Raw genomic sequence first — 10,694 nt, 5'->3', positions numbered from 1 at the left:
GGCCGCGTCCCACCCTCGACTACGACACCCCCGCCGATCGGCTCCGCGCCCTCATCGCAGGAGATGTTGCCCTGACTGCTTGACTTCACCCGAGTCGGAGTGTCGGGAGGTGCACGCTCGGCGGGCGTTCTAGGGTGCAAAGGACCGGACTGCACACCTCGCTGGAGGCCCGATGAGTGCGACGCGTCCCGACCCGGGCTCGAAAACCGCCGCCGCGCGGCTGCTGTCGGCGTTCGAGACGATCGCGGGCGGCCCGCTCCCCGTGCGGGTGCGATGCTGGGACGGATCCGTCGCCGGTCCGGCCGACGCGGAGGTGACGGTCGCCTTCCGCAACCGCCGCGCGCTGCGCCGGATCCTGTGGGCGCCGGGCGAACTGGGGCTCGGCCGCGCCTACGTCTCCGGCGACATGGAGATCGAAGGCGACATCTTCGCCCTGCTCGACGGTCCGGACGTGATCGAACGGGTCGGCCGCCGCGATCTGGGCACGCTCGACCGCGCGAGCATCCGCCGGGTCGCATCCACCTTCCTGCGTCTCGGCGCGGTCGGGCTGCGCCCACCCCCACCCGCCGAGGAGATCGGCAGGCGGCGGGGGAGCAAGCACAGCAAGGCGCGCGACGCCGCGGTCGTCTCGCATCACTACGACGTCGGAAACGACTTCTACCGACTGTTTCTCGGCCCGAGCATGGTGTATTCCTGCGCCTACTGGACCGACGCCGACACCGGCACCCTTGAGCAGGCGCAGTGGGCCAAGCTGGACCTGATCTGCCGCAAGCTCCATCTGGCCCCTGGCATGCGGCTGCTCGACGTCGGCTGCGGCTGGGGGTCGATGGCGATCCACGCCGCACGCGAGTACGGGGTGAGCGTGGTGGGCGTGACGATCAGCAAGGAGCAGCGCGAGCTCGCCACCGCCCGCGTCGCGGAGGCCGGACTGTCCGACCGGGTGCAGATCCGGCTCCAGGACTACCGGGACGTCGACGACGGACCGTACGACGCGATCTCCAGCATCGGGATGTCCGAGCATGTCGGCGACGCTCGGCTCGGCGAGTACGCGGACCGGTTGATGGGCCTGCTGCGTCCCGAGGGGCGCCTGCTCAACCACGCGATCGCGTCCGTCGCGCCGCTGACCTCCGAGAAGCATCCGAAGCCGACCTTCGTCGACCGGTACATCTTCCCGGACGGCGAACTGCTGCCGCTCAGCCACGTGGCGGACGCGCTCGAGCGGGCAGGCCTCGAGGTCCGCGACTGCGAGGCACTGCGCGAGCACTACGCGCTCACCCTGCGTCGATGGGTCGACAACCTGCGCGGCGATTGGGAGGAAGCGGTGCGCCTCGTCGGTGCGGCCCGGGCCCGGACCTGGCTGCTGTACCTGGCGGCCAGCGCGCTGTCCTTCGAACGCGGCCGGATCACCATCCACCAGGTCCTCGCGGTCCGCGCCGGGGCAGCAGGTGCGAGCGACATGCCGTTGACCAGGGGAAAATGGTTGGGGCCCTAGCGCACCGCGGCCCGCACCAGGGGCAGGTGTCGCAGCGGGATCTGGTTTTCCAGCGCGATCACCGTCGACGACCGGAGCACGTTCTGCCCGTCCACGATCTGGTTGATCACCCGCTGCAGGTCCGAATGCGTCCGTGCCACCACCCGGATCAGCACATCGCCCGCGCCGGTGGTGGTGTGCGCCTCGAGGACCTCCGGGATCGCGGTGAGGTGCTCGACGACCGCGCCGTGCCCGCGGCCCTGCGCGATCTCCAGGGTGGCGAACGCGGTGACGGGAAACCCGAGCGCCTCGGCGTCCAGGGTCGGCGCCAGGTCCGCGATGATGCCGTCGCGTTCGAGTCGGTTCAGGCGGGCCTGCACGGTGCCGCGGGCGACGCCGAGGCGGCGCGACGCCTCCAGCACCCCGACCCGCGGTTCGGCATGCAGCAACTCCAGCAGGTCGGCGTCGAGACGGTCGATGCTCATGGCGTGCTCCTGGTCAGTATGTCCAACATTTGACCGCGGATTAAAAGCATTCTGTACAGATTGAGCAGCGTCAATCCCCGCCATTGCGCAGTCACGGGGCCGAGGTCACAGTGAAGCCATGACCATCGCGGACATCCGGTTGACCCCGCGCGAGCGGGCCGCGCACCTGCGCGCGAACGACCTCCGCCGGCTTGTCGGGCTTGTCGGGCACGACGATGCCGCCGACCCGTTTCCGGTGGTCGGGATGGATGCGGTGGTGTTCGTCTGCGGCAACGCCACCCAGAGCGCGCACTACTACATCTCCACCTGGGGCATGACCCTCGTCGCGTACGCCGGGCCGGAAACCGGTCAGCGCGACCGCAAGTCGTTCGTGCTCGAGTCCGGCTCCGTGCGATTCGTGGTCGAGGGCGCGGTCGATCCGGGCAGCCCGCTCGCCGATCACCATCGAAGGCACGGCGACGGCGTGGTCGACCTGGCGATGGAGGTGCTCGACGTGGACCGCTGCATCGAGCGTGCGCGGTCGCAGGGCGCCGTCATCCTCGAGGAACCGCACGAGTTGACCGACGAGTTCGGCTCGGTGCGCCGTGCCGCCATCGGCACCTACGGCAGCACCAGGCACAGCCTCGTCGACCGCAGTCGCTACGGCGGGGTGTACCTGCCCGGATTCGTCCCGCGCAGTTCGGGATTCGTGCGGCGGCCCGGTGCGCCGGAGCGGCTGTTCCAGGCGCTCGACCACGCCGTCGGCAACGTCGAGATGGGCCGGATGGATCACTGGGTTCGCTTCTACAACCGCGTCATGGGCTTCACCAACATGGCCGAGTTCGTCGGCGACGACATCGCCACCGAGTACTCGGCGCTGATGTCGAAGGTTGTCGCGAACGGCAACCACCGGGTGAAGTTCCCGCTCAACGAGCCGGCGCAGGGGAAGAGGAAGTCGCAGATTGACGAGTACCTCGAGTTCTACGGCGAGCCCGGCTGCCAGCACCTGGCCCTGGCCACCGGCGACATCCTGCGCGCCGTCGACGCCCTGCGCGCGGAGGGGGTCGAGTTCCTGGACACCCCCGACGCCTACTACGACGACCCCGAGCTGCGGGCCCGGATCGGCCGGGTCCGGGTGCCTGTCGCAGAACTCAAACGTCGCGGTGTCCTGGTGGATCGGGACGAGGACGGCTACCTGCTGCAGATCTTCACCAAGCCCCTCGGCGACCGGCCGACGGTGTTCTTCGAGCTGATCGAACGGCACGGCTCGCTCGGCTTCGGGAAGGGCAACTTCCGGGCGCTGTTCGAGTCGATCGAGCGGGAGCAGGCGGCGCGCGGAAATCTGTGAGCGGATTTCAGGCCCGTGACCGGATCGGTATTCGTTGCGCTGGCGAACTTTGCGCGAGTCGTGTTCTATCGACTACTTATGAGCTCAGTCACTCGAATCGTCGCCGGAACCCTCGGAGCAATCGCCGTCGCCGCCGGTTCGGCCGCGACGGCCGCGGCAGCGCCCTCGGCGGCCTCCGCGCCGTACACCCTGCTGGTCGACGGCAGCCACACCGAGTATCAGGTCAACCCGGTCCTCACCGAGGACGACGTCCTGAACACGAACAAGGACTTCACCACGGTTCCCGGGGTCCGCGCGCACAGCATCGACGGGCGGAACTTCTCCTTCTACCGGCTCGTCGACGGCGCCCGGATCGGAATGGTCCGGATCAACGAGGTCTGCCTGCCGAGCGGTGTCTGCCACGGCGTGATCGTGGACAGCCCGAGCCCGGTCTTCTGACGCGGGACCTCACCCCGCCCAGGTCGTCGGCACGTCGCCGCCGCCCTCGGGACTGACCCGGGTGCCCACCTGGGCGAGCAGAGGCACCGGCGCGATCGGCCCGGCGAACAGCGCCTGACCGAGCCCGAACCCGGTCGCGCGGTGCAGCATCGGGGCGGGCACATGCGAGAACAGGGCGCTCAGGTCCTTGATGTCGGCGGCGCCGTTCATCCGCATCAACACCAGGTTGTCGCATTGCGAGACCACATTGGGGTGGACCTTGCCCGGCCGCTGGGTTGCGACGAACAAGTGCAGGCCGAACTTACGGCCCTCCCCGGCGATCAGCGCGCCCAGTTCGGCGGTCGCCGCCAGCAGCGGATCGTCGGTGACGGCGGGCAACACGTTGTGCGCCTCGTCGATGACGAGCAGCACGGGGTCGCGGTCCCGGCGTCCGGCCCACCGCCTGCCGAGGATCGCCAGCGCGACCGCCGTGCGCTCGTCCGGCCGCGACAGGCTCCCGACGTCGACGACGACGCAACGGGCGCCCCGCATGTCGTACTCGACCGCCGATCGCTCGTCGCCGCGCCGCCACAGGTCCCACTCGCCGATCCGGAGGTTCCCAATCCGGGCGGCAAGCCGCTCGGTGTCGTGGTGAGCGGCGGCTGCGGCCTCCAGATCGTCGACGGAGTACGGCGCAGTCAACGTCGCGGTGACCTGGCGCAGAGCGCGGAACTCGTCGAGGTCGCGGATCGGGTCCATCCGCAGCAGCAGCGCCTGGGTGTCGAGGTCGAGGTCGCTGAAGTCCAGGCACAGGGTGTGCGCGGCGCCGTAGCCTCGCGCCCGCGCCACATGCACTCCCGCTGACACCTCCCGGTGACGCGCGGCGGCCGGGGAACAGTCCTCGGGATCGCAGGACCCGAGAAACACGTGATCGGAGTTCGGGTCGAGCACCACGATCGGCAGCTCGGTCGAAGCGAGCAGGCGTTCGAGGAGACCCCCGGTGGTGTAGGTCTTTCCCGAGCCGGACTGGCCGCACATGAAGGTGTGCCGCGCGAACCCGGTCGACCGCAGACGGGCCGGGACAGTCGAGGCCTGCTGCAACACCCCGATCTCAAAGGAGGAGGCCGTCCCGGCGAGCCCCTCGGCGATTGCAGCGACCTCGTCTTCACCCGCGGGGCGGATCGGGCGCTCACCGAAGGGTTCTACCTCGCGCCGCCCGACGAAACGGGCACCATCGAACTCGCCCAGCGTGGTCGCGGTGCCGCTGAGCGCGCGCATCAGTGGCCGCGCACGGGCCGAGACGACGCCGAGCTCGGCCATTCCGTCGCGCACCGTGAAGTCGAGCGCAGGGCCCTCACGTTCGACCATGTGGACCTCGCGGACCTGGACCACGACCCTGCGATCGCCCCGGAACTCGATCACCGCAAACCCACCGACCTCGACGCCGGTCTCGACCGGGCCCATGAAGGACACTTCGCGGCCGTCGGTGGACACCGCCACCTGCGCGGTGGCGAAGCGCTGGTAAAGCTCGTGTCGGTGGTCCTGGATTGCGTCCAGCGTCGGTTCCATGCCGAACAGCCTGGCATTGCGTCTCCGGATGTCCGATCCGGTGTGACCACGGTCGCTCCGCGGGCTCCGCTCCGCTGTGACCACGGTCGCTCCGCGGGCTCCGCTCCTACACCCTGTCGTTGGCAAATTCTCGCCAACTGGGACACTGGAGGCCGTGACCGTTCCCACCAGCGCCTCTTCTCAGCCCGCCAGCACCTCCGCACAGCTCTTCGAGCGGGCGAGCGCGGTCATCCCCGGGGGCGTCAATTCCCCGGTGCGGGCGTTCCACTCGGTCGGCGGCACCCCCCGATTCATCGCCAAGGCGTCGGGCTGCACGCTCACCGACGTGGACGGCAACGACTACGTCGACCTGATCTGCTCCTGGGGACCGATGATCCTCGGGCACGCGCACCCGGCGGTCGTCGAGGCCGTGCAGAAGGCCGCGACCACCGGGCTCTCGTTCGGAGCGCCCACCGAGGGTGAGATCGAGCTCGCCGAGGCGATCGTCGACCGGGTCGCGCCCGTCGAGCAGGTCCGGCTGGTCAACTCCGGCACCGAGGCAACCATGAGCGCGGTCCGGCTGGCCCGCGGGTTCACCGGCCGCACCAAGATCATCAAGTTCTCCGGCTGCTACCACGGCCACGTGGACGCGCTGCTCGCCGACGCGGGCTCCGGCGTCGCCACCCTCGGGCTGCCCACCTCGCCCGGCGTCACCGGCGCGCAGGCCTCCGACACCATCGTGCTGCCCTACAACGACCTGGACGCGGTCGCGCAGGCCTTCGCCGCGAACCCGCAGCAGATCGCGTGCGTCATCACCGAGGCCGCCGCGGGCAACATGGGTGCCGTCGCGCCCAAGCCCGGGTTCAACGAGGGCCTGCGCCGGCTCTGCACCGCGCACGACGCGCTGCTGATCATGGACGAGGTGATGACCGGCTTCCGGGTCAGCTCGGCCGGTTGGTACGGACTCGACGGTGTCGCGGGCGACCTGATGACCTTCGGCAAGGTGATGAGCGGGGGACTGCCCGCCGCCGCGTTCGGCGGCCGTGCCGACGTGATGGGCCACCTCGCGCCCGCAGGGCCGGTGTACCAGGCGGGCACCCTGTCCGGGAACCCCGTCGCCGTCGCGGCAGGCCTGGCCAGCCTCCGCGCCGCAGATCAGAGCGTGTACGACGCCCTCGAGCGCAACTCAGCCACCCTCGGCCGGCTGCTCGGCGAGGCCCTCACCGAGGCGGGCGTTCGGCACCAGGTGCAGTTTGCAGGCACCATGGTGAGCGTGTTCTTCGCCGACCGTCCGGTCACCAACTATGCGGAGGCGAAGGCAAGCGACACCTGGCGCTTTCCCGCCTTCTTCCATGCGCTGCTCTCCCGCGGCGTCTACGCACCGCCGAGCGCCTTCGAGGCCTGGTTCGTCTCCGCGGCCCTCGACGACGCCGCGTTCGACCGCATCGCCGCCGCGTTGCCTGCCGCGGCCAAGGCGGCCGCGGCAGCGAAGGCACCCACCAACCCGCTGACCCGGGCCTAGACCCCGCACCCATAGACCACGGAGCCAATCCACGTGAGCAGCCTGCAGCAGACGCCGTCCGACCCCGCCGAGTCGCGCACCATCGTGCACGTCCTTCGCCACGGCGAGGTGCACAACCCGAAGGGGATCCTGTACGGACGGCTGCCCGGCTACCGGCTGTCGGTGACGGGTCAGGCGCAGGCCCGCACGGTCGCGTCGGTGCTCGCGGGTCACGACATCACCCATGTGGTGGCGTCGCCCCTGCAGCGCGCGCAGGAGACCGCCGCCCCGATCGCCGGTGAGCACGGACTGTCCCTGGTGACCGACGACAACCTGATCGAGGCGGGCAACGACTTCGAGGGACTCAAGGTCTCGGTCGGAGACGGCGCCCTGCGCAGGCCTCGGCACTGGTGGAAGCTGCGCGACCCGTTCACCCCGTCGTGGGGCGAGCCGTACCTGCAGATCGCGCACCGGATGCTCGCCGCCGTCAACACCGCGCGCGTCGCCGCCGTCGGGCACGAGGCCGTCTGCGTCAGCCACCAGCTCCCGGTGTGGACGCTGCGCCGGTTCCTGCAGGGCGAGCGGCTCTGGCACGACCCGCGGCACCGCCAGTGCGGGCTGGCCTCGCTGACCTCGCTGGTCTACGAGGGCGACACCCTGGTCGACATCGTCTACTCGGAGCCCGCGGGCGCATCCGATCCGAGGGTGACCGGGGCATGAGGCGCTTCGCACCCGTGCGCGCCTACGGGGTCCAGGGACCCGCTAACCGCGCACGGGTGGCCACCGTTCTACGCACTCTCGTGACGGTCCTCGCGTTCGGCGCGGTGGCCGCCTCGGCCGCCTGTTCCACCGGCACCGACGCCGTCGCGCAGGGCGGCACCTTCGACTTCGTCTCGCCCGGCGGGCAGACGGAGATCTTCTACGACCCGCCGAGCGAGCGCGGCACCATCGGCAACATCTCCGGACCCGACCTGATGATCGACGGCAAGACCACCTCGCTGTCGGACTTCGAGGGACGGCCGGTGGTCATCAACCTGTGGGGCCAGTGGTGCGGGCCGTGCCGCGGCGAGGCCGACGATCTCGAGAAGGTGTACGAGAACACCAAGGGCCTCGGCGTCGCGTTCCTCGGCATCAATGTCCGAGACCTGCAGCAGGACAAGGCCCAGGACTTCGTCACCGACAACAAGGTCGGCTATCCGTCGGTCTATGACCCGTCGATGCGCACCCTGACGGCGCTCGGTGGACGGTTCCCGACCAGTGTCATCCCGTCGACCCTGGTGCTCGACAAGGAGCATCGGGTCGCCGCGGTGTTCCTCAAGGCGTTGCTGGCCGAAGACCTCCAGCCCGTGGTGGAGAGGGTCGCGCGGGAACAGTGAGCGCAGGAACAGTGCAGACAGGAACAGTGACGAGCGTGAACGACGCGGTCTTGGCCGCCGGGATCGGCGAGAGCTTCGGCAACGCCGCGGCCTCCGGCCCGCTGCTGCTCGCCCTCGGCGCCTGCATGCTGGCGGGGCTGGTGTCCTTCGCGTCGCCGTGCGTGGTGCCGCTGGTGCCGGGCTACCTGTCCTACCTCGCCGGGATCGTCGGCGCGGACGCCCCCGCGGTGACCGCTGCCGAGGCGGGCGCGCTCAAGAGCAGGACCGACACCAGGTCGGCGGCCCGCATGCGCGTCGCGGGCGCGGCCGGGCTGTTCGTGCTCGGCTTCACGGTGGTCTTCGTGCTGGCGACCGCGTCGGTGTTCGGCCTGATCTCCACGCTCACCGTCAACCGCGAGGTGCTGCAGCGGGTCGGCGGGGTGATCACCATCGCGATGGGCCTGGTCTTCATCGGGCTGGTCCCGGCCCTGCAGCGCGACGTGCGTTTCGAGCCGCGCCGGGTGTCCGGGCTGGTCGGCGCGCCGCTGCTCGGCGCGGTGTTCGGTCTCGGGTGGACGCCGTGCCTCGGCCCGACGCTGGCCGGGGTGCTGTCGGTGGCGGCGGGCACCGAGGGTGCGACCGCCGCGCGCGGGGTGGCCCTGATCGTGGCGTACTGCATCGGGCTCGGGTTGCCGTTCGTGATCCTGGCGTTCGGGTCCGTGAGCGCGCTGCGCGGGGTGGGTTGGCTGCGCCGCAACGCGCGCACCATTCAGATTTTCGGCGGCCTGATGCTGGTGGCGGTTGGCGTCGCCCTGGTCACCGGCGCCTGGGACGTTTTTGTTGGTTGGGTACGTGACGCGTTCATCTCGGAGGTGACGTTGCCGATATGACGGTGACAGAAGACAGGCAGGCCCCGACGCCGCCGCGGCGGCAGTCCCTGGCCGGACGGGGTGTCGCCCTGGTCCGCAACACCTGGCGCGGCCTCACCTCCATGCGGACCGCGCTGGTGCTGCTGTTCCTGCTGGCGTTCGCCGCCATCCCGGGCGCGCTGTTGCCTCAGCGCAGCCTGAACGCGGGCAAGGTCGACGAGTACATCGCGAACCGGCCGACCCTCGGCCCGCTGATGGACAAGCTGGAACTGTTCGACGTGTTCGGCAGCTTCTGGTTCACGGCCGTGTACGTGCTGCTGTTCATCTCGCTGGTCGGCTGCATCACCCCGCGCTGCTGGGAGCACTACAAGGCGCTGCGCACCAAGCCGGTCGCGGCGCCGCGCAACCTGGCGCGGCTCCCGCATCACGCCGAGGCCACCGCCGACGCGGAGCCGGAGGCCGTCGCGGCCCTGGTCCGCGGGCAGCTGCGGGGCTGGCGCACGGTCACCCGCACCGGCGACGAGCTGCGCGCGGGCAAGCCAGGCGAGGTCACCGTCTCGGCGGAGAAGGGCTACCTGCGTGAGGCAGGCAACCTGCTCTTCCACCTGTCGTTGGTCGGGCTGCTCGCGGCGATCGCGCTCGGCAAGCTGTTCGGCTACGAGGGCAACGTGGTGGTGATCGCCGACGGCGGCCCCGGCTTCTGCACCACCTCGCCCGCGGTGTTCGACTCGTTCCGGGCGGGCAACACCCAGGACGGCACCGGGATGACCCCGCTGTGCGTGAAGGTCAAGGACTTCACCGCCGACTACCTGGACAACGGCCAGGCGGAGATGTTCACCTCGAACATCGAGTACCAGGCAGGCGACGACCTGACGAAGAACGTCTGGCGCGAGGACCGGCTGCAGGTGAACCATCCGCTGCGGGTCGCGGGCGACCGGGTGTACCTGCAGGGCCACGGCTACGCGCCGACGTTCACCGTGACATTCCCGAACGGGGAGACCCGCACCGAGACTCTGCAGTGGCGTCCCGACGACGCGACCACCTTCCTCTCCAGCGGGGCGATGCGCTTCGACCCGCCGGGCGGGATGTATCCCGATCCCGCGGAGCGCCGCAAGAACCAGATCGGTATCGAGGGGCTGTTCGCGCCTACCGCGCTGTTCCACGGCAATCTGCTGGCGTCGAGCTACCCGGCGATGACCGACCCGGCCGTCGCGATCGACATCTACAAGGGCGATACCGGACTCGACACCGGCAACCCGCAGTCGCTGTTCTCGCTGAGCAAGGAACTCGTCAACCAGGGCCGGATGACCAAGCAGGACCGGGTCAATCTGCGTCCGGGCGAGAGCGCGACCCTGCCGGACGGCACCAAGGTGCAGTTCGACGGGGCCAAGGAGTTCGTCAACCTCCAGGTCTCGCACGACCCGGCCCAGCAGTGGGTGCTGGTGTTCGCGCTGTCGATGATGGCGGGCCTGCTGGTCTCGCTGCTGATCAAGCGGCGCCGGGTCTGGGTGCGGGTGTACCCGGCCGAACAGGATGCCGACACGGTGTCGGATACATTGGATCCGCGTCGACGACGTACCGTAGTAGAGCTGGGTGGGCTCGCCCGCACCGACCAGGCGGGTTGGGGCGACGAGTTCGACCGGCTCAGCAGCCGGCTGCTCGCGGACCTCGGCAGCGAAATGACCACCTCGAAGAACCGCGCCTGAGGCGCAGGAGAGAAC

Annotated in this window: 10 protein-coding genes; 8 read left to right on the top strand and 2 right to left on the bottom strand. The window is 70.1% G+C overall.

The window, feature by feature from the left end:
* The first annotated feature begins 172 nt into the window (after window positions 1–172).
* A complete protein-coding gene (locus ACFXMV_RS10475; RefSeq protein WP_378502956.1) occupies window positions 173–1,492 on the top strand; it encodes a class I SAM-dependent methyltransferase in 1,320 nt (439 codons plus the stop codon).
* Here the strand turns inward: ACFXMV_RS10475 and ACFXMV_RS10470 are convergent.
* A complete protein-coding gene (locus ACFXMV_RS10470) occupies window positions 1,489–1,956 on the bottom strand; it encodes an Lrp/AsnC family transcriptional regulator (RefSeq protein WP_378502262.1) in 468 nt (155 codons plus the stop codon). The two genes, ACFXMV_RS10475 and ACFXMV_RS10470, sit on opposite strands and share 4 nt — an antisense overlap.
* Window positions 1,957–2,074: 118 nt before the next feature.
* On the opposite strand from ACFXMV_RS10470, the gene hppD reads away from it, so the two are divergent.
* Window positions 2,075–3,283, top strand: a complete 1,209-nt coding sequence (gene hppD / locus ACFXMV_RS10465; protein WP_378502955.1) for a 4-hydroxyphenylpyruvate dioxygenase — start codon at window positions 2,075–2,077, stop codon at window positions 3,281–3,283.
* Between the two features lie 78 nt (window positions 3,284–3,361).
* Complete coding sequence (locus tag ACFXMV_RS10460; RefSeq protein ID WP_378502954.1) at window positions 3,362–3,721, top strand: hypothetical protein; 360 nt, start codon at window positions 3,362–3,364, stop codon at window positions 3,719–3,721.
* Between the two features lie 9 nt (window positions 3,722–3,730).
* Here the strand turns inward: ACFXMV_RS10460 and ACFXMV_RS10455 are convergent, their stop codons facing one another.
* Window positions 3,731–5,269: an ATP-binding protein gene (locus ACFXMV_RS10455; protein WP_378500562.1), complete on the bottom strand. Its 1,539-nt coding sequence runs from the start codon at window positions 5,267–5,269 to the stop codon at window positions 3,731–3,733.
* A gap of 154 nt (window positions 5,270–5,423) precedes the next feature.
* Between ACFXMV_RS10455 and hemL the strand changes: the two genes are divergently transcribed.
* The 5 genes from hemL to ACFXMV_RS10430 are packed head-to-tail and all read left to right on the top strand — an operon-like array spanning window position 5,424 to window position 10,679.
* Window positions 5,424–6,770: a glutamate-1-semialdehyde 2,1-aminomutase gene (hemL, locus tag ACFXMV_RS10450; RefSeq protein WP_378500561.1), complete on the top strand. Its 1,347-nt coding sequence runs from the start codon at window positions 5,424–5,426 to the stop codon at window positions 6,768–6,770.
* A 33-nt stretch (window positions 6,771–6,803) separates the two neighbouring features.
* Entirely contained in the window at window positions 6,804–7,469 is a 666-nt protein-coding gene (locus ACFXMV_RS10445; protein ID WP_378500560.1) for a histidine phosphatase family protein, read from the top strand.
* Window positions 7,466–8,125 (top strand): TlpA disulfide reductase family protein, encoded by a 660-nt coding sequence (locus ACFXMV_RS10440; protein ID WP_378500559.1) that lies wholly within the window; start codon window positions 7,466–7,468, stop codon window positions 8,123–8,125. Before ACFXMV_RS10445 ends, ACFXMV_RS10440 begins: the two co-directional genes overlap by 4 nt.
* 35 nt (window positions 8,126–8,160) lie before the next feature.
* The gene (locus tag ACFXMV_RS10435) at window positions 8,161–8,994 is read left to right on the top strand and encodes a cytochrome c biogenesis CcdA family protein (RefSeq protein ID WP_378500558.1); all 834 of its coding nucleotides are present in this window, start codon (window positions 8,161–8,163) and stop codon (window positions 8,992–8,994) included.
* The gene (locus ACFXMV_RS10430; protein WP_378500557.1) at window positions 8,991–10,679 is read left to right on the top strand and encodes a cytochrome c biogenesis protein ResB; all 1,689 of its coding nucleotides are present in this window, start codon (window positions 8,991–8,993) and stop codon (window positions 10,677–10,679) included. Before ACFXMV_RS10435 ends, ACFXMV_RS10430 begins: the two co-directional genes overlap by 4 nt.
* The last annotated feature ends 15 nt before the right edge of the window (window positions 10,680–10,694 follow it).

It is taken from the genome of Rhodococcus sp. NPDC059179 (assembly GCF_042754885.1).
In the GTDB taxonomy this organism is placed as follows: domain Bacteria; phylum Actinomycetota; class Actinomycetes; order Mycobacteriales; family Mycobacteriaceae; genus Rhodococcus_G.
The sequence above is the reverse complement of the archived record's forward strand: the minus strand, read 5'-3'. Positions and strand labels throughout refer to the sequence as shown.

Bases quoted from the DNA above. Each gene is read 5' to 3' on its own strand.
- ACFXMV_RS10460 (WP_378502954.1), top strand. From the start codon at position 3,362: ATGAGCTCAGTCACTCGAATCGTCGCCGGAACCCTCGGAGCAATCGCC.
- ACFXMV_RS10455 (WP_378500562.1), bottom strand. From the start codon at position 5,269: ATGGAACCGACGCTGGACGCAATCCAGGACCACCGACACGAGCTTTAC.
- hppD (WP_378502955.1), top strand. From the start codon at position 2,075: ATGACCATCGCGGACATCCGGTTGACCCCGCGCGAGCGGGCCGCGCAC.
- ACFXMV_RS10475 (WP_378502956.1), top strand. From the start codon at position 173: ATGAGTGCGACGCGTCCCGACCCGGGCTCGAAAACCGCCGCCGCGCGG.
- ACFXMV_RS10470 (WP_378502262.1), bottom strand. From the start codon at position 1,956: ATGAGCATCGACCGTCTCGACGCCGACCTGCTGGAGTTGCTGCATGCC.
- ACFXMV_RS10440 (WP_378500559.1), top strand. From the start codon at position 7,466: ATGAGGCGCTTCGCACCCGTGCGCGCCTACGGGGTCCAGGGACCCGCT.
- ACFXMV_RS10430 (WP_378500557.1), top strand. From the start codon at position 8,991: ATGACGGTGACAGAAGACAGGCAGGCCCCGACGCCGCCGCGGCGGCAG.